The sequence below is a fragment of the Paenibacillus sp. NPDC055715 genome, from assembly GCF_053617595.1.
The window spans coordinates 23,184-42,630 of the sequence record NZ_JBSHGA010000009.1; the positions used below are offsets into that span (position 1 = coordinate 23,184).

Here is a 19,447-nt window from a genome sequence, read left to right on the forward strand (position 1 = left end):
TCTCCTCCTGACCGTTACGAATTGGCAGTGCCCGTTCCCAGAAATTCAGCCAGCACGGCCTTCATGTCATCCTCTGTCAGCCGATCCTTCGCCGGCACTTTTTTCACCGAGGTATTTGCGGCGTGAATGACGTTCACATAGTTACGAAGCGGAATGACCTCATGCGGCAGCTCCGTTACATAACCATGCGTACCCTTGCCGGGAATGACGACACGATAATCATCCAGAAAATCCTTCACTTGATAGCGGAACACATAAAAGGATGGCGAACGGTGAAATACCGGTGCCATCTGGCCCTCAACCGCATCCCACAGGTAACCTATCTGGTTCACCAGCGCAACCGTATCCGACTGAAACTCGTAATCATGCAACTGTTGTACAAATGACTGGTGATACAGATCGTCGGAATCAATTCGAGCAAGGAGCAATTCGTCCGCGCCTTCGATGTACGCATGAATACGACGTTTACTTTCGATGCTCGTGCCGAAGCGAATGTGGTCGGGAATGGGCTCACGTTGGGCCAGCTCCTCTTCCACGATGTCACTGCATCCGCCTGCCAGCTTGACGACAGACAAGAAATCCGCATTCGTCTGACTGAGCAAGCTGCGCAGCGTAAAGGTTCTGAATACATCCAGCCGCTCGCTGATCCACTCCCGTGTCAGTCGATTGGGATTCATCCCGTAGTTATTAAAATTAATCTCAATAACAATCTTGCGATTCATTCATCTTCCTCCCTTTCAACCGTCTCCTCACAAGTTATGGAACTGCCGGGGAAACGGCACGTACAAATGCATCAACTCTTTCAAAAATAGGTAGAATCTAAAAAGAATAGCTGATCATACAAAAACCTTGCCGCTTTCGACATATGATAGAATACAGAGTTTTTTGTACCATTCTAAACACTGAAGAAAGATAGACAGGGAGGAAACATATATGTCTAAGCCAAAGTATCTGGAGATCGACGAGGTATTGAATCACCTGAAACTGGCACTGGATCAACAGTATCCCTTTTCGCTCATTCGTATCGGGGATGGTGAAAATTTGGTGTTGTCCCAGGACACCGTCTGGCCTATAGAAAAGGTGTTGCAGGAACGATGGGCGGTCAAAGCCAATCTCGGACAAAAGGGACTGTTTCTACCGAATACGGAATTGCGAGATGCGGTGGCCGAGGCGGTACGCAAAGCCAACATTGTTGGCATCCTGCCTTATGATGACAAATCTATCAAAGCGCCATCCTATATGAAGCGGGAGCTGACCGACCAGGTTTTGAACCATTACGGTCTCTCTCCCGCGCTGACCTGCCATGCCTGCCTGAACCGGTATTTGGCTGAGACACCCGCTTTCTGGGACATGCTGAAAAATCGGCGCATACTGCTCGTCACCCGAATAGCCGCCGAAGTGAAGCCCGTCCTTGAAGCCGAGCCGTATCAACTGCATATCCCGTACACGCTTGCATTTCATCAATATGAACAAATGGATGCAACGCTCCAGTGGATCGCAGTGCATAGAGATGACTTTGATATTGCGCTATTCTCCTGCGGGGTCAATGCGGTCGTACTGGCACAACAAACGGCAGAGCTAACGGGCAAGGCAGGGATAGACTTCGGAAAAGCGATTAACATCGTCATGTTCGGCAAGGCCAACTGACGAGTAAGAAATAAAGATAGTCTTTAAAATGTAAAGAACCTTCAACCCACATGGTTGTGGTGCTGAAGGTTCTTTGGTTCATACGTGTGTATGATTTCGTGCTCAGCAATACTCTCTCAATCTTTTAGAAAAAAGGAGTCGATGCGATGCCGCTAAATACCTCCGGACCGTTACGAACGGTCGTCGATACCCCCGAAATATAAGAGGAATACACCGTTTGTATCGCCCATGGCGCGGAAAGATCCTGTGCATTAAAAGCTTGCGTTTCATTGACTCCTGTGACACCAAGCACACCCTCTGCCCGGTAGATAACCTCATTCGGATCGTAATCGGCGCCACGCACGATTTCAATCGCATACGTATCACCAAGTTCACCGATCAGACCAATGGAACCGCTAAAGGTCACTACCGGGCCCGGTACGAGATAGGTTCGCAGCCTGATCAGGCCGAACCGCTCCGGTTCAGGACCCAGTTGGATATGGGGACCCTCACCTGTTTTTGATGAATTTGTTGAACTTCTCATATCCAGAAAAAAACCCATTGCTTATCCCTCCAAATTGCAAGATACTCCATACTATGCAAAAAATTCTTGACTGACTTGGACAAATTAGCAATAAATCTATTAAATCCGCTTAAAATAACCGATAGTAAATGCATACGATATAAATTTCGGAATTGAAATGCACAAAGAAAGTAGGGGTTTGATGAAACGACTAAAAACCTTAACGCTTCGAAAAAAATTGACAGCAGCATTCCTACTGGTCATGCTTGTTCCTAGCATTATTGTCAGCTCTTTTTCTTATCAGGCAGCATATAATCAGACAGACCATCAATTAATGGACAGTGCGACAACTAGCGTTACCGCAGCCGACCGCGCAATCACCCAGACGATTCAAGCCAAAATTGCAGATATCGAATATTACGCTACTACATTGACGGTCAGTGACAACACTCCAGAAGCAAATGCAGCACTCCTGACGGAGCTGCAAATCTATTTGAAAATGCATGCGGAAGCCCTCGATATATTCGTAGGTACTCCCGAAGGAAAGCTCATCATTGGTAAAGCCATTGGATTGAACAACGACCCTCGTGAGCGCCCGTGGTATAAACAGGCTATGGAGAAACCCGGACAAACGGTAATCAGCCCGGTCGGACTGAATCCCAACAAGATACCCGTTGTGTACATTTCATGTACGCTTCCTGACAATAGAGGTGTTATCGGTCTTTCCCTGAACCTGAATAATTTAAAGGGAATTACGAATTTAAAAATCGGACAAAAGGGCTATGTCACCATATTAGATAGCACCAAACATATCGTTACCCACCCGACAGAAGTCAGCGGAAGTACGAAATTGGGAGAAATGTTGCCACAACTGTTTGCCTCCAAGGAAGGCAGCTTTGATTACAAACTGGATGGCGTAGCCAAAAACCTGATTTTCAAAACCAACGCGCTAACAGGCTGGAAAATTTCCGGAACGATGGACAAGTCGGAAACGAGCGCCTCCGCCAAACCGATCCTCATCACGACCATCGTGGTGCTGGTCATTTCAGTTATCATCATCGGTGCGCTGGCGCTGTGGTTAATCAGCAGTATACTCAAACCGATCCAAAGATTGCGTAATTCTATGGATGCCATCAGCCAAGGCAATCTTTCCATTAATGTGGCTACGACCAGCACGGATGAAATTGGCGACTTATCGAGATATTTTCAGCAAATGGTAGATAATCTGCGTAACATGATTAGAGAAATCCAAGCTATGACAGGCAATCTGTCGGCATCCTCGCAAGAGCTCGCCGCAGGTGCAGAACAAACAACCCGCGCGATTGAGCATGTGACCGTAGCCATTCAGGATGTAGCCGCAGGCAGCGAAAGACAAGCCCACAGCGCCAAAGAAAATCAGGATCGTGTGTCAGGTATGTCAACAGATATCGCGGCTATGACCGAGGTCATGACTGAAATGACCGCATTCTCTTCTCAGGCCATTCAAGCGTCGGATGCAGGCAGTGAACATATCAGTAACAGCGTCGTCTCCATTGACGGCATTCGTACTACGGTGGAAGAGCTGGACACGATTATCGGCGCATTGAGTGAACGATCCGGACGAATTGGAAACATTGTTACGGTCATTACCGAAATCGCCAGCCAGACCAACCTGCTCGCCCTGAACGCCTCTATTGAAGCAGCACGCGCCGGAGAGCATGGCAAAGGTTTTGCTGTCGTAGCGACTGAAGTCCGCAAACTGGCGGAAAACTCAGCTCATTCGGCACAACAAATCCGTGAGCAGATTCAAGGGATTCAAAACGGCGTATCCGAGGCCCTGAACGCGATGGAATCTGCCAAAGAGCGCGTAAGCGAAGGCATCAATTCCGTGGATCTGTCCGGCCGCTCCTTCTCCCGTATCCGTAGAGCGATCGTCAAATCGGCGAAGCAACTCGACAACGTGGCAGCCTCTACAGCCGGAGTAGCCGATGGAACGAATGCAGTCGTTGGCAGCATGGAGGAAATTACACGTATTGCCGAAGAAGCAGCGTCCCATACCGAGACGGTATCCGCAGCAGCCGAGGAACAGCTCGCCTCTATGGAAGAAATCGGTTCGTCTGCCGCAGATTTGACCCGTCTGGCAGAACAGCTTCAAGATTTGCTGACACAATTCCAATTGGATTAAACAAATAACGATTCTGACCGATAAATAGTAAGAGTCTTCACGACAAAGGAGGAATGAACACATGGATTTCGCGGCATTATCAACAGTTATGAATCAGGCTAGTCTGGCTCAAGCTGTGAGTGTGAAAGTCGCCTCTATGGCTAAGGATCAAGCTGGTGAACAGGGGCAAGCACTGATCCAGATGATGGAAAAAAGCGTACAGCCTCATCTCGGAGGCCAACTGGACCTTCGAGCGTAGCTTCACCGCTATTCGATGGGCGATCTGTTCGGGTCTGTTTAGACCCGAACAGATCGCCCATTTTTTAACACATCTACCATCATGATTTTTCGTTCAGCACAAAACGTAGTAAACTATACATATCGTCCACGGCTTTGGTTCAGAGGATAGAGCAAAAACCGCACAATGAAAGAGGAGGATGCACGAACATGAGTTATTCCGCATATTTCGAAAAGGTCAGAGAGCAGCAGCTTGATGAGCTGAAGGAATGGTTGTCCATTCCAAGTATTTCCGCATTATCCGAGCACAAAGGAGACATTAACAAAGCAGCCGATTGGCTTGCTGCCAAACTGACGTCTGCCGGATTGGAAAACGTTGAAATCATGCCGACTAAAGGCCATCCGCTGGTGTATGCGGATTATCTGCATGCCCCCGGTAAACCAACAATTCTCGTTTACGGTCACTATGATGTACAGCCAGTCGACCCGCTTCACCTGTGGGAAACGCCACCGTTCGAGCCGTCGATCCGTGACGGAAAGCTGTATGCGCGCGGAGCTACAGACGATAAGGGTCAGGTATTTTTGCACATTAAGGCGGTCGAAGCCATTTTGGAGCAAGAAGGCAAGTTGCCGCTGAACATCAAATTTTGCATCGAAGGCGAAGAAGAAGTGTCCAGCCCGAATCTGCTTGAGTTTTTGCAAACAGGTGCCGACCGTCTGGCTACGGACGCTGTACTGGTATCCGACACCTCCCTGATCGAAAAAGGCAAGCCTGCCATTTGCACAGGACTGCGCGGATTATGCTCATTGGAAGTTGCGATTCACACTGCCAATACGGATCTGCATTCCGGCTCCTTCGGCGGCGGCGTACCGAACGCGCTACATGCTCTCGTGTCCTTGCTGGCAACACTGCATGATGACAAGGGACGCGTCAGCATCGACGGCTTCTATGACGATGTCGCGCCGCTATCGGCGGAGATGAGAGCAGAATTCGTCAAGCAAGATTTCAATGAGAGCAAGCTGCAAAAGGACCTTGCGCTTGATTCCCTGTACGGCGAAGAAGGATTCAGCTTCGTCGAGCGTGTCGGGGCACGTCCGACGCTGGAGCTGAACGGCGTGTATGGCGGCTTCCAGGGCGAAGGCACGAAAACGGTCATTCCGAAGGAAGCTCATGCGAAAATTACGTGCCGCTTGGTTGCCAACCAGAATCCGCAGGACATTCTGGATAAAATCGAGCGCCATCTACGCGCTCATGTTCAGGCTGGTGCCACGCTGGATATCCAGCAGGGTGAAAAAGCGAACGCCTTTAACATTGACCCGTCACACGCATTTCTGCAATCAGCGGCGGATGCTTTTGAAAAGGTATACGGTGTACGCGCCCTGTTTACCAAGGACGGCGGTTCTATCCCAATTGTGGAAACCTTCTCCCGTGTGTTGACTGCTCCAGTCGTACTGATGGGCTTCGGCTTGCCGGATGAGAACTTGCATGCGCCGAACGAGCATTTTAATTTGGATAATTTCGATAAGGGTCTGCTGACCATCGTGGAGTTTTTGAAATCTGTGTAAGCTGATACCCAAAAAGCATTCACGGCATGTGATCAACCATGCTTCGTGAATGCTTTTTTATGTAGCTGCCGTCGCTTAAGAAAAACGGGTATAGCGCAACAGGTGAACCAGTCGATTCAACCGCTCTATTTCTCGATCCAACTCGTGAAGCGGTTGCCCGGCCAAAGCAGCGTTCGCTCTCAGATCACGGAGCGGGTTCATTTTCCGCCCCATGAGTTTCAACACCGTGGCCTTCCCCATGTTGTTTACCACCGCATATTGCGTTAGCGGGTCAAGCTCAATCCACAATACATGATGCTGTTGAAAAAACGATAATAGTTGCTTTTTCAGTTCTTTCAGCTTTTCAAGCTCACCTGTAATTTGCGGATGATGATGGAAGGCCACATAGCCCATCACCCGCAGGTCACTTATGATTTGTTCCAGATGACGCGTTTCGTTTATGTACACACCGTTCGTGCTCATGCGATTCCTTCCGCCGTTCATATGATTTTCCCGGATGACGCTCACCACCTGACGATCGTTATCATTTTATCGAGTATGATTCAATCATGTACAAAAAAACAACCGGCTTATACGCCAGTTGTTTCCCGTTCCACAAAATACTTATTGGTCATAAAATGAGCCTTGCCTCTGGAAGTGTCGACCATTCCCTTTTTATTGTCCAGAAAAACAATTTCCCGACATTTGGTGCAGTACCACTTGGTCCGCTTAAAGGGAGATTCCGTTACATACGAGGTGCCGCATTTGCAATCTACTTTGATCAAGGTTTCTGTTGATTTATAAGCTTGGGACAGCTCTTTCAAGCCAGTATCCGGCTGTTGAACCGGGATAATGACTTCCTGATAGCTTGAATATTGATTATGAACTTTAAAATCAGCCACCAGTTCCGCATGCAGCCCAAAGTACTCTTTGCCAATCCCGGTTACAAATTTCTTACCGATTCTGTAACACTCAAGCCATTCCTGTATCTGTTGATTAGACAAAGGCACTGTGCCCTTGATACCGCTATTCAATGTGTAAGTCATGATGTATAAAGTATCATCTTGTCTATGTCCGTACATGAGAAGCCTCCTTATAATACACTTGATAATGTACTACAAAGCGCAAAAAACATCAATTTTATTATTTGGCAAAAGGTTATAGCTGATTTATAAAGTTCAGGGAATGGACATATAGAATAAAAGCAACTGACCTAGGTCAATTGCTTTGTCTTTCCACATAATATTTGTTGGTCATATACCACGCCTTACCTTTTTCCGTATCCACCATGCCCTTTTTACGATCCAGAAACACAATGTTATTGCATTCCTTGCATGACCACTTGGTTCTTTTGTGCGGCGACTCTTCTATATAGGAAGCTCCGCATTTGCACTCTACCTGAATTAACGTTTTATACTGACTGTACGCCTCTACCAACGGGTCTACGTCTACAGCTCTACTTAGCATTGCAGGCTGTATCATGGATATATGATCCCGCTGCTCCGAGTATTCATTATGTACCTTAAAATCTGCTACCAATTCAGGATTCAAACCAAAATACTGTTTACCGACTACCGTTACAAACTTGCTGCCAATTCGATATGCTTTTATCCATTCCTGAACCTGCTTACTGGATAGGTCGACTGTTCCCTTTATGCCGCTGTTCAGCGTATACGTCATCAAGTGTTGGTTTTGTGTCATATGTCTCCCGTTCACCTCCGATCAAAAATATACCACAGGTAGATCTAAGGAAAAGTTACTTACTGCTACCTGGAGCAACGAGCCTTTCTGCCTTGTGATTCTTCTTCAACACCTTATATAAGTATAACTCAAAACCTGTAATATTGACATTTGCATTCTTACACTACCACTAAATGCATTTCTATCCTTGTATAACTTTGTGATACAGCCTTCTGCATAGATTATTCATGTGAGTTCCCTCATAATCTAATGGTAGTTTCTTCCTCCTATATATAATACAACATTTGAATACAAATTCCCACATATTTCAGCGATTAAGCGTTTTTTTTCGTCACCTTACTTATAAAATAGAAGTACAAAAAAATCCTTGAACGTATAAGTGCTAAGGATTTTTTGCATTTTGGTAACGTAATTAATCACAGGTGATTTTTCATCCTTTCCTATTCAACTAAGCTCTAAGAGCCGTATGGCTTTGACTGCATATTAGGCATTGATTTTATGCTAAAAGCGAAATTAACAGCTGACTTTGATTTAATGAAGATTTACTCCCCACTTTCCAGAAAACGGGTTATTCGCCGTAAAAAACGTCTATCAGCATACCGGGGATGGATCGTCAAATTCAATGGTGCATTCTCCAAAGGAAAAATCCATTGTTCCTGCTGGATGTGCAGTAGAAAAACAAAAAGACTAGGTTATCCCAAATCGGAGCTATCAAGAATAGCTAACCTACAAAACAAAAGTCTTCCCAACCATCCTCACTGTTGAAGGATCATCGAGAAGACTTTGCACCCCGCAAGGAACAAGAGGTCAAATTTTTAATTCTCCAAGCCTGATTAATTCCACGACCGCCTGTGAACGACCTTTTACGTTCAGTTTCTGCATTACGTTAGAAATATGATTACGCACCGTCTTCTCACTAATAAATAGTTGTCCGGCGATGTCACGTGTTGTTTTGTCCTGCACGAGCAGTTCAAATACTTCACGTTCACGGTGAGTTAACAAAAACTTGTTTTTGTGGTCGTTACCCTTCGTCAATTTCACCCCTCCTTGCTCGGGTTTTGTGTGGTGTAACAAGGTTAAGGGATACAGTCAACACATTTTATGTCATGTGCTCAGGTATGGTTCAATATGCAGATAAAAATGGGCCTAGGCACTTATTTTCAGCCTTTGCTGAATTGTTAGACTCTACGTCTAATTTTATGTATTGACAGGCATATGGGGTACCCTTATGATAAGAAAAAGCGCGAATGATAATCATTATCAAAATAATAATTTCAATATAAATATCGTGCAACAGATTATTGTTCATCGGCTGCTTGGCCAGAAAGGGTGTTCATTATGAAATTACGTTATGCTGTACCGGCCGGAGTGCTGGTTTCTTCTATTCTGTTCGCAGGTTGTGGACAAACCGGAACTGCTACTCAGCAGCCCGCTGCAACGACCCAATTTGCAGGAGCAACAACACGGACAACGACCCCTGCAGCCTCTGCCCCCAATTTTGATCAAGCGGTAGCGGCTTACCGTGCCTATGCTACCCAGCAATGCGATACGTTTGTGAAAAAGACAGAAGAATTCACGAACGCGGTCAAAGCTGGCGAGCTGAACAAAGCCAAGGCGCTGTATGCTCCTGCACGTATGTACTATGAACGGATTGAACCGATTGCAGAAGCGCTGGGCGATCTTGATCCGAATATTGATGCGCGTGACGGTGATGTAGATGCAGCGGATTGGCGCGGCTTTCACCGTATTGAAAAGACATTATGGGATGAAAACACCACCAAAGGATTGGACGAGGTTTCCGACCGCCTATTGAGTGATGCAAAGCTGCTGCGTGCCAAGGTGGAGACGGTCAACATTGACGCCAGCCTGATGGTAACGGGCGCAGTCGAGCTGCTGAACGAAGTGTCCACCTCCAAGGTGACGGGTGAAGAAGAACGTTATTCCCACACGGATTTGTACGACTTTGCAGCTAATGTAGAGGGCGCACAAAAAATATATGAGATTTTGAAAACAGATCTGAACCAAAAAGATGCGGCGTTGGAAACGCAAATTGGCGAGCGCTTTGAGGCATTGCAGCAGGAATTGGCTCCTTTCAAAGAAGGCGAAGGCTATGTATCTTATACGAAGCTGAAACCGGAAGAAATTAAAAAGCTGAGCCAAAACCTTGATGCCCTGGCAGAGCCGTTGTCCCAAATGGGAAAATGGTTAGGAGTGTAACGATATGAAAGGCTTCCAGCGGCAAAAGGGAACGCGACAGGAACCGCAGCAGCGCACAGATGCCCGTAAAGAACAGGTTGATCTGGTCAAAAAGGATGCTAAGTCAGAGGATGTTCTGCTAGAAAATGATGTGCTGTCGGAAAAGAGTAAATCTGTATCACGCCGGGATCTATTGAAGCTGGCCGGGGTCGGGGGACTGGGTCTCCTGCTCGGCGGCGGTGGCGTGGGGGCTGTGCTGACAGCCAGCCAACGGCTCGAAAGCATGATGACGGATGCGGATACCAAGGATGTGGTTCCTTTTTACGGGAAACATCAGGCGGGTATTGTGACTCCGGCACAGGATTTCATCTGCTTCGCCGCCTTCGATCTGACGACGAGTGACAAGGAACGGGTGCGCAGCCTGTTTAAAGCCTGGACAGAAGCCACCGCTACGATGACTTCCGGCGCGCTGATCGGCAACGATAACGAAAACCTCCATCTGCCTCCGTCCGATACGGGCGAAGCGGCGGGGCTGTCGCCGTCACGGACGACGATTACGTTTGGTGTGGGTCCGTCTTTTTTTGATGGGCGCTTCGGTCTGGCAGGGCTTAAACCTGCCGGACTTCGTGAGCTGCCCCGCTTTCAAGGGGATGCGCTGGACGATCAATGGTGCGGCGGCGATATCGGGGTACAGGTATGTGCCAATGATTTGCAGGTAGCTTTCCATGCCCTGCGTAATTTGGCGCGTATCGCCAGAGGAACAGCGGTGCTTCGCTGGACACAGGAAGGCTTCCAGCGGACAGCACAGGCCGATCCGGCGGGAAGCACGCCGCGTAACTTGCTCGGCTTCAAGGACGGTACGGGGAACCCGGATACGTCCAAGGCAGACGAGATGAACCGACTGGTATGGACACAGGCCAGTGATGGCCCCGCGTGGATGGGCGGCGGCAGCTATATGGCGGTACGCCGTGTACGCATGCGGGTAGAGGTATGGGATCGCTCAACACTGGGCGACCAAGAGGATACCTTTGGACGCCATCGCAGCAGCGGGGCCCCACTGGGCAAGGCCAAGGAGTTCGACAAGCTCGATCTGGCAGCCACAAGTCCGAATGGCAAGCCGGTTACGCCCCCCACCTCTCATGTGGCATTGGCTCACGGAGACGGGAGCATTAATATTTTGCGGCGGTCGTATTCTTATTCGAGCGGATTGGACAAGCAAACAGGACAGCTCGATGCCGGACTGCTGTTCATCAGCTACCAACGTGATCTATTCAAGCAGTTCGTCCATATTCAGGAAAAACTTGCGCGTAATGACAAGCTGAACGAATACATTGTACACAAAGGCAGTGCGGTGTTCGCCTGCTTTCCAGGTGTATCGCAAGGCGGCTACATCGGGGATACGTTATTTTAGCAGCAGGCCAGGAAGAAAGGGGATTTATATGAATCGGCACAATAAAAGCTTAGGCTGGATGTTTCTGCTGGTGGCTCTGCTGCTGACTGTAACTCCATTCATATCCGGCTCCGGGTCGGTCGCTTTCGCACAAACAGATGCTAAGGCTGTTCCCAAGGATCAGCTCATGCCTGTGGTGGGTGGCGCACTGGTGGAGGCGGGACAATCCCAATGGGCAGAAGCCTCCAGGTACGTCAAAGAATTCCGTAAGCTGTGGGAAGCCGCCAAAGCAAAAGGTGGTGATGCAGCCCATATCGCAGCGGTGGACAAGGCTCTCGCGGATGCAGATCAAGCACTTGCTGGCGGCGGAGAACCAGCAAAGGCCGCACTGTCCGTGCTGGCTCGCTCAGTCAACGAATTCGTGACTGCTGCCGAAGGCGACAAACCCGTCCCGGCTGGAGCCAAAGCAGCGGAAAAGCTGCTCCCCATGGCCAAGGGAAGTCTCGCTGCCATGCAAAAAGGCGACTGGACTGCGGCCCGCGCTGATTACGGCCGGATCGTAAAAGCATGGTATCAGGTGGAGACACCGATTCGTTCCGACCATTTTCCGGTATACAGTGCGCTGGAAACTAAAATCAGCCTGATTCGCATCTCCATGCAATCCGAGCCCATACGACAAGAGCAGGCTCTCAAGGAAATGCAGGAGCTAACGACTTTGTTGTCGGATTACAGTCAAGGCAAACGGGTAAATACGGGTCAAGAAGCTGGAGCAAACAACGCGGCGAAGGGCTCAGTAGGCTCGCTAAGTGATGCGGTCAAGCTCCTCGAATTCGCACGGCAGGATGTGGCAGCCAATCAGCCTGAGCAAGCGACTGACAAGGTAGGGCAGTTTATCGCCCTGTGGCCTTCGGTGGAAGGACCTGTGCAAATTTCCGATCCGGCGTCCTATACCGCGATTGAAAATGAAATGACCGAGACTTCCGGTTATCTGCTGTCTTCTCCACCCAACACAGTCAAAGCCATCCAGACCCTTGATCAGATGCTGGAAAGGCTCCGTCCGTTGACGGAAAAACGTTCCTACACCGCTTGGGATGCGGCACTGATTTTGCTGCGTGAGGGGCTGGAAGCCATTCTCGTGCTCGCGGCTCTGCTGGCATATGCCAAAAAAAGCGGCGAAGCTGTGGCTGGTCGCTGGATATGGGCTGGTGCCGGAACGGGTCTGGTACTGAGCGGAATCCTGGCAGTGCTGTTCACCACACTGGTCGCGGCCGCCGCATCGGGTAGCATACGTGAGCTGCTAGAGGGTGTGACTGGATTGGTCGCGGTTGTGCTTATGCTGACTGTCGGTAGCTGGCTGCATTCCAAATCCAATGCTGCCGCGTGGAACCGCTTTGTTGAGAACAGCGTAGACAGCGCGCTGGCGCGTGGTAGTCTGTGGTCGCTGTTCGCAGTTTCTGCGCTCGCGATTCTGCGTGAAGGCGCTGAGACGGCTATCTTTTATATCGGTATGGCCCCGGCCATCGAAACCTCTCAATTGCTGATTGGTATTGGCTCGGCAACTGTCGTGCTGGTTGTACTGGCATTTGCGATCATCAAGTTTAGCGTACGGTTGCCGATTCGCGCCTTTTTCCTGACGGCCACTGTACTGATTTACTATATCGTATTCCGGTTTCTGGGCGAAAGTATTCATTCGCTTCAGGTGGCTGGCAAGCTTCCGGGGCACACGGCCTCCTCGCTGCCATCCATTAGCTGGCTGGGCATGTATCCTACTTGGGAAACGTTTATCCCACAAGTCGCTGTGCTGATCTTCATGGTGTGGCAGCTTGTGCGTCAGGAAATACGCAGCTCCAAACAACGTTAAAGTCCAAACCGCAACATATATAATGCAAAAATAACGAAAAAAAATGTCAAAACGCAGGTCCGATCTCTATCGGCTCCGACGGTTTTGGCGTTTTTTTTAGTCACGATAAGCTCCCGCATTCGGAATGACAATATAATCCCCCTCCTGAATCGGCGGAAGCTACCCTATCCGGTCTGCGGCCTTCCCTAATCTTAGCTCGACAGCTACAGGTAGAAATCCGGGGAGGTGACGCTTCCGAAGCGAGCTTTCCTACGGAAAGCTTTTAAAGCGACCGCTTCGCTTGTACAGCACCATTCCGCCTACTCCGTTTTGATGTTCATTTTTCGAGTTCGATTTATATAGCTCACATCATCTTGCTGCCATCTTCTTGCATGTGCGACAGGATTATTTTACAATACACATAAAATCATATGAAAATATTTTTCTTTATATTATTTATTTTAACGATACTTATTTTCAAGCAAAACAAAATATTCTATAACCAAAGGAGCGCAGTTCATGTCCCCCATTCTTCATACCTTAACCCACAGATTGGAGCAACTTCCCGTCCAAGAGCGCAAGCTGGCGGAATCCATTCTGCAATCCCCGGGAGATGTACTGCATCTGGGGATTCGGAAGCTTTCGGAGCGTTGTGGCGTGAGTCCAGCGACCGTTACGCGGTTTTGCCAATCACTGCATTTTAAAGGCTATCCCGATTTCAAAATGAAGCTGGCCGCCGAGCTGCCCCGTTCGAACGGTGACGGTGAAGCCTCCTATCAGGACATCGTCGCCGGAAATTCGCTCTCTCGAATCGTGGAAGCTATTGAGGCGAATCATACCGCATCCATTGCAGATACGACCCGACTACTGGATTTCAGCAAGCTGGAGCAGGCGATTGCATGGCTGGCCGCCACAAGTCGCATTGATCTGTACGGCATGGCGACCTCATCGATTGTGGCACAAGATTTTTATCAGAAGCTCATTCGTATTGGCAAAAATAGTACCGCCTTCGCGGATTCGCACATGCAGATTACCTCTGCCTCCTCGCTCGGGCCGGGAGATGTTGCCTTTGCCGTCTCCTACTCGGGGGAAACACAGGAAACCATCGCGGCACTGCGCTGCGCACAGGAACAGGGGGCCAGAACATTATCCCTGACCTCCTTCGGAAATAACACGCTGGCAGGTATTGCGGATATTGCGCTATTTTCCTCCTCGCTGGAAGAAGGGATGCGGCGTGGAGATATGGCGTCCCGCATTGCCCAGCTTCATATCATTGATATCCTGTTTACAGGTATGGTCAGCGCGGATTTTGACAAATATATTCCGAGATTGGAAGGTTCGTATCAACACGTAAGCAAGCTCAAAAAACAACCAGGGGGTCACTGAAGATGAACATACGTATTTTGAACAGCCGTGAAGTCCTGAACGCTACCGCTGCGGCTGTGATCGCCAGCTTACTGCTGAACAAGCCACGGGCCATGCTTGGACTCGCTACCGGAAGTTCACCCCTTGGCATTTACCGTCACCTTGCAGAAATGTACCGTAAGGGACAGGTGAGCTTTGCACGAGCCTACTCCGTGAATCTCGATGAATACATTGGTCTTCCCCCGGAACATCCGCAGAGCTACCGCAGCTTTATGAATGAGCACTTGTTTCAGCATATCGACATTCCTCTTGCCCATACACGCGTACCTGACGGTAATGCGGCCGATCTGGCAGCAGAATGTGCGGCCCACGAGCAGGCAATTCTAGATCACGGGCCCGTCGATCTCCAATTGCTCGGCATTGGTCACAACGGCCATATCGGCTTTAATGAACCTGGGCACAGCCTGACCAAGGCCACACATGTGGTAGATTTGGAAGAGGGAACGCGCACAGCGAATGCCCGATTTTTTGGCAATATAGATGCTGTACCCAAGCAAGCAGTCACGATGGGAGTAGGCACGATTCTGAAGGCGAAGCAAATTATACTGGTAGCTTTTGGCGCGGATAAGGCAGACATTGTAAAGCAGGCTTTCACCGGACCTGTAACCACAGAATGCCCGGCTTCCCTGCTGCAATGCCATCCCAACGTGCTGGTTTTACTGGATCAGGAAGCGGGAGGCTGGTTGAATTGAACTCGGATGAAACGAATGGTAATATAACCCAACTACTGTATGGACAAGTCGTCATTGGGGATCACATGATTGAAAAAGGGGTTGTCGCTATTGAGGGACAATCCATCGTATATGCTGGTGCAGAGGATGATTTGCCTGCTGATCTAGTTGCAGCAGTAGCGGAAAATCAGGATGATGGTGTAGCGGTGGGGGCAAACATCGTGCGATTGGAAGGCGGCTACCTGCTGTCAGGCTTTATTGATATTCATGTTCACGGCGGTAACGGCGAGGACTTTATGGACGCCAATCCGCAGGTACTGGATACGATTACCTCTTTTCACGGCTCTCAAGGAACAACCGCAATGCTGGCTACCACCATGACCGCACCAAAAGAGCGAATCGACCAGGTGCTAAGTGAGGTTTACGCCTACATGGCGCAGCCTATGCCCTACGCACAACTGGAGGGCGTACATCTGGAAGGGCCGTTCATTAGCCCGAATTGGCCGGGAGCGCAAAACCCGGAGCACATTCAACCGCCGAATCTGGACTGGGCAAAGGAATGGGAGCAGCGCTACCCGGGCCTTGTCCGCCAGTTAACGCTTGCGCCCGAACGGGAAGGCGCACTGGAGCTGATTGCATGGCTGCGCAGCCATAACATTACTGCGGCTCTCGGTCATACGGATGCCACGTATGAAGAGGTGGAGCGCGCAGCGGCGGCGGGCCTGAACCATGCGGTGCATGCGTTCAATGCCATGACTCCGCTGCATCACCGCAAGCCGGGAGCCGCCGGAGCCGTGCTTGCTGATTCGCGCATTGAAGCGGAGGTGATCGCTGACGGTATCCACGTGCATCTCGCTGCTGTCTCCCTGCTCGCCAAGCTGAAACGGGAGCACAATCTCATTCTCATCACCGATGCCATGTCTGCCACCGGGCTGAAGGACGGACATTACACACTCGGCGATTTACCAGTAATCGTGAAGGGCGGCGTGGCACGGCTGGAGGATGGCATCACTCTGGCAGGAAGCACGTTGACAATGATTGAAGGCTTCCGATATCTGGTTCATCATGTGGGTCTGACCATTCCCGAGGCATCCCAAGCCGCCAGCCTGAATCCGGCTAAGTCCCTGAACATTGCGCATCGGACAGGTTCGCTTGCAGCAGGCAAACAAGCAGACGTTCTGTTACTGGATGCAGACTTGAAGCTGCAAGGCGTATGGATCAAAGGAGTACGAACATAATTCAGTATTATGATTACCCCTAAATCAAATCAAAGAGCTATCCCTCAGCGATTTCGCCGAGATGGATAGCTCTTTCTTTGGCATTACACACAGATGTGGTGAATTAGCGATGATTCATAGGTGCAGGGGTATGATTTTGTGGACGAGTGGGTGCCGTTGTTGATCCTTGTGAAGGATGAGTTGCACCCGCAGCAGGAGTCGGGAATACCCGGTGAATGATATCCACCAATTGGGCACTCATTCCTTTGATCGGATGACCGCTTTGCACACTGCGTGTAAAATCAGTGGTATGCTTTACAAAATCGGGGTTAGCCGATACATACACTTGTTCAATCGAAGGTGCAAATTGCTTCACCTTGTTGGCGATACGACTTTTGACAGCTTCCGTCAGCGTGTTAGGCTCATATGCAGTTCTTGCGCCTTCCATTGTAGTTCCATCCGTGCGTCCGATATTCGTACCGGTACCGTCCGTCAAGCCACGAATCATACCATAAGAACCAGTACCCATCGTGCCGTACAATCCGTCGCCACGACGCGGAGGTGTTGCGGGTCGGCTCATTCCATTATCTGTAATTCCTGGCGCTATGCCATCGGTGGTATAGTTGCCTCTTGTACCATCCACCCCATACGTAGTTATGCCATGTGTAGTCGTGCCATGTGTATTCATGGAATGCCCAGTACCTTTAACGCCTGAAGTGCCAGTCCCTGTTCCGTTGGCTTGGTCCTTCAAGGAAACCGCTACATAAGCATTACGATCACCGACCAGCACTGTCGCAGATTTTACCCCTGGCAGTTCGGCTATGCGTTTGGACAAATTACGATCGACTTGCAAATGACGAACTGGATGTCCGGTAACATTGGTTCTCGGGTTTAATGGCACCCCGTCCATACCGTTGGACTTAACCCCATAACGGTTTACACCATCCATACGGTTCATACCATCCATACGGTTCACACCATCCATATGATGTGTGCTTTGTGCGTTGTAGCGGGTACTGTTCGTGCGAACGTTATGATCTGCATTCCCACACCCTGTCAAAGCAGCCATACTGGCGAGCAAAGCAGCAGAAATCGTTAAACTGATTACCTTCTTAGTCCCTGGCATGAACTCATCCTCCATACATATAAAATGTGTGACGAGGTTAGGATGCACTATGATTCTCAGGGCTATGCTGACTAAAAAATGACTAAAAATAAAATTTTAATGTAAATACAAAATGCAATTGATGATTTACCACAAGATGTCATGTATAATAAGATTGAAAAATACTTTATTTTACAAAAGGAGGATTTCAAGCTTGAAAAAGATCACCGTTTTGATGCTCATTTTTTTGTTATCCGTCACTCTCGTCCCCGTTGGTGCTTTTGCAGGCTCCACTACACCCCAACCCCCGAAAGAAGCCGCCGGAAGTTGGTCAGAAGGCCCTCTGCCCGACCGCACTGATCCTGCTAAACCCGCACTCCTATTTGTTCATGGTCTGAACAGCAACTCCGAGGCTTGGACCAAAAACAACGACATACTCCAACTTGCGCGTAATGCAGGATACCAGACGGCCACCATTAATCTTTACGATGCAAATGGCACATCACAGGATATGTGGGAAAATGGTAAGCTTCTAGCCGACAAAATCAAGGTCATTAGTAAACAATTTGGAAAAAAGCTCATCGTCATCGCCCACAGCAAAGGTGGAGTGGACACTCAAACCGCTCTCGTATATAACGGAGCCGCTCCCTATGTACAACGTGTCATTACCCTCAGCAGTCCCCATCATGGCTCACAACTTGCAGATCTCGCCTACAGCAGCTGGGCCGGATGGTTGGCAGATCTCGTCGGCTCACAGAATCCCGGTACCTCTACTTTACAAACATCTTATATGAAGTATTTCCGATCCAAGACTGATTCACTCAGCAATGCAACTACCGTTCCTTTTTTCACTTTTGCCGGTGATAACTGGTCTGATGGTAGCGCTTCCTACATAATGGGCGGCCTTTACCTCTCATCCTTTGGCAAGAATGATGGAGTGGTCACGGTCGACAACGCAAAGCTTCCCGGTGGACGTGTAGTTAAAGTCGGACCCTGGGATCATGCCAAGGTTCGTACCGGCTCTTACGTCTTCTCCCTGATCCAACCCTACCTCCAAGCGAACACTCCAGCATTGAATCAGGAAACTGAGGCACTTTCAGCATCTTCCTTGACTGCTTCCGCTGTACAATCCACCTATAGTGAGATCGACAACTCCTACTTTATCCGAGGTGGCGACTATAACGGAAAAGCCTCAGAAATTCTTACCGTTGAAAATAGTGTTAAATCCATTAATCTGGACTGGATCAGCGATAAACGTGTGAGTAAACTCGAGCTGACCAAGCCGGACGGTACCAGCGAGGATCTAAATCTGAAAGCGAGCTATGATAATGAAATTTTTAATGGAACCTGGCATCATAATGCAGTTATTAAAAATCCAAAACCGGGCATCTATAAACTGAATGCCACGATTCCCGGCGAAGGAGCCTATCTCCTGATCGCCCGCTATCAGGCCGCTCAGGTTCCTGAGCTGAAATATAATCTAAATGCTGTAGGTCCGAAGCTGAATCTGCAACCACAGGATTCCCCTAAAAGCGTTACACAAGTCACGTATCAGGTTCAATATTACGGTGATCCACAGCAAGGAATTACTCCTGCGGCCAAAGGTCTGACGGTACAGCAAAAAACCGTTAACCCCACTGGACAAATCGAACTGTCCAAAGCGGACAAGCCTGGCATCTATTCCGTAACCTATGAAATTAACGGCACCACAGAGGCTGGCTATCCATACCGCCGTACAGCGGTTCAATCCGTCTATATTGACGCTAACGGGAATAAGTATGTGAATTAAATCATCCCACGTATTCATTGATATCATTTTATAAAAGAG

The 19,447-nt window shown here is 49.1% G+C and carries 18 protein-coding genes; 11 read left to right on the forward strand and 7 right to left on the reverse strand.

Translation table 11 applies throughout. The annotated features are described in order from the left end of the window. Positions 1-14: 14 nt before the first annotated feature. Positions 15-722, reverse strand: a complete 708-nt coding sequence (locus ACWGOO_RS15935) for a glycosyltransferase (protein WP_452484966.1) — start codon at positions 720-722, stop codon at positions 15-17. Between the two features lie 211 nt (positions 723-933). On the opposite strand from ACWGOO_RS15935, the gene ACWGOO_RS15940 reads away from it, so the two are divergent. Then, positions 934-1,647 (forward strand): GT-D fold domain-containing glycosyltransferase, encoded by a 714-nt coding sequence (locus tag ACWGOO_RS15940; RefSeq protein WP_452484968.1) that lies wholly within the window; start codon positions 934-936, stop codon positions 1,645-1,647. A gap of 124 nt (positions 1,648-1,771) precedes the next feature. Here ACWGOO_RS15940 and ACWGOO_RS15945 read toward each other — a convergent pair whose 3' ends face one another. Beyond that, positions 1,772-2,188, reverse strand: coding sequence for a hypothetical protein (locus tag ACWGOO_RS15945; protein WP_452484970.1), 417 nt, complete (start codon positions 2,186-2,188; stop codon positions 1,772-1,774). Between the two features lie 163 nt (positions 2,189-2,351). On the opposite strand from ACWGOO_RS15945, the gene ACWGOO_RS15950 reads away from it, so the two are divergent. From ACWGOO_RS15950 to ACWGOO_RS15960, 3 genes are all read left to right on the forward strand, one after another. Next, complete coding sequence (locus tag ACWGOO_RS15950; RefSeq protein WP_452484971.1) at positions 2,352-4,313, forward strand: methyl-accepting chemotaxis protein; 1,962 nt, start codon at positions 2,352-2,354, stop codon at positions 4,311-4,313. Positions 4,314-4,374: 61 nt separating this feature from the next. After that, a complete protein-coding gene (locus tag ACWGOO_RS15955; RefSeq protein ID WP_452484973.1) occupies positions 4,375-4,551 on the forward strand; it encodes a YjfB family protein in 177 nt (58 codons plus the stop codon). Positions 4,552-4,739: 188 nt separating this feature from the next. After that, positions 4,740-6,095: a dipeptidase gene (locus ACWGOO_RS15960; protein WP_452484975.1), complete on the forward strand. Its 1,356-nt coding sequence runs from the start codon at positions 4,740-4,742 to the stop codon at positions 6,093-6,095. 75 nt (positions 6,096-6,170) lie between these two features. Here the strand turns inward: ACWGOO_RS15960 and ACWGOO_RS15965 are convergent, their stop codons facing one another. From ACWGOO_RS15965 to ACWGOO_RS15980, 4 genes are all read right to left on the reverse strand, one after another. Next, complete coding sequence (locus tag ACWGOO_RS15965; RefSeq protein ID WP_452484976.1) at positions 6,171-6,557, reverse strand: hypothetical protein; 387 nt, start codon at positions 6,555-6,557, stop codon at positions 6,171-6,173. Positions 6,558-6,664: 107 nt separating this feature from the next. Beyond that, on the reverse strand, positions 6,665-7,156 hold the full coding sequence (locus ACWGOO_RS15970; RefSeq protein ID WP_452484978.1) for a hypothetical protein: 492 nt from the start codon (positions 7,154-7,156) through the stop codon (positions 6,665-6,667). A 136-nt stretch (positions 7,157-7,292) separates the two neighbouring features. Further along, positions 7,293-7,775 carry a hypothetical protein gene (locus ACWGOO_RS15975; RefSeq protein ID WP_452484980.1) on the reverse strand — a complete coding sequence of 161 codons (483 nt, stop codon included), beginning with the start codon at positions 7,773-7,775 and terminating at the stop codon, positions 7,293-7,295. An 807-nt stretch (positions 7,776-8,582) separates the two neighbouring features. Continuing rightward, the gene (locus ACWGOO_RS15980) at positions 8,583-8,810 is read right to left on the reverse strand and encodes a helix-turn-helix domain-containing protein (RefSeq protein WP_007431813.1); all 228 of its coding nucleotides are present in this window, start codon (positions 8,808-8,810) and stop codon (positions 8,583-8,585) included. Positions 8,811-9,113: 303 nt separating this feature from the next. On the opposite strand from ACWGOO_RS15980, the gene efeO reads away from it, so the two are divergent. From efeO to nagA, 6 genes are all read left to right on the forward strand, one after another. Next, positions 9,114-9,992 (forward strand): iron uptake system protein EfeO, encoded by an 879-nt coding sequence (gene efeO / locus ACWGOO_RS15985; RefSeq protein WP_452484982.1) that lies wholly within the window; start codon positions 9,114-9,116, stop codon positions 9,990-9,992. A gap of 4 nt (positions 9,993-9,996) precedes the next feature. Then, on the forward strand, positions 9,997-11,382 hold the full coding sequence (gene efeB / locus ACWGOO_RS15990) for an iron uptake transporter deferrochelatase/peroxidase subunit (protein ID WP_452484984.1): 1,386 nt from the start codon (positions 9,997-9,999) through the stop codon (positions 11,380-11,382). Positions 11,383-11,410: 28 nt separating this feature from the next. Then, entirely contained in the window at positions 11,411-13,222 is a 1,812-nt protein-coding gene (locus ACWGOO_RS15995; protein WP_452484986.1) for an FTR1 family iron permease, read from the forward strand. 498 nt (positions 13,223-13,720) lie between these two features. Next, positions 13,721-14,587: a MurR/RpiR family transcriptional regulator gene (locus tag ACWGOO_RS16000; protein ID WP_452484987.1), complete on the forward strand. Its 867-nt coding sequence runs from the start codon at positions 13,721-13,723 to the stop codon at positions 14,585-14,587. Between the two features lie 2 nt (positions 14,588-14,589). Further along, a complete protein-coding gene (nagB, locus tag ACWGOO_RS16005; protein ID WP_452484989.1) occupies positions 14,590-15,318 on the forward strand; it encodes a glucosamine-6-phosphate deaminase in 729 nt (242 codons plus the stop codon). Then, a complete protein-coding gene (gene nagA / locus ACWGOO_RS16010; RefSeq protein WP_452484991.1) occupies positions 15,315-16,535 on the forward strand; it encodes an N-acetylglucosamine-6-phosphate deacetylase in 1,221 nt (406 codons plus the stop codon). Before nagB ends, nagA begins: the two co-directional genes overlap by 4 nt. A gap of 103 nt (positions 16,536-16,638) precedes the next feature. Here nagA and ACWGOO_RS16015 read toward each other — a convergent pair whose 3' ends face one another. Continuing rightward, on the reverse strand, positions 16,639-17,640 hold the full coding sequence (locus ACWGOO_RS16015; RefSeq protein ID WP_452484993.1) for a YhcN/YlaJ family sporulation lipoprotein: 1,002 nt from the start codon (positions 17,638-17,640) through the stop codon (positions 16,639-16,641). 193 nt (positions 17,641-17,833) lie between these two features. Here ACWGOO_RS16015 and ACWGOO_RS16020 point away from each other — a divergent pair, with 193 nt between their 5' ends. Continuing rightward, positions 17,834-19,408 (forward strand): esterase/lipase family protein, encoded by a 1,575-nt coding sequence (locus ACWGOO_RS16020; protein ID WP_452484995.1) that lies wholly within the window; start codon positions 17,834-17,836, stop codon positions 19,406-19,408. Positions 19,409-19,447: the final 39 nt, after the last annotated feature.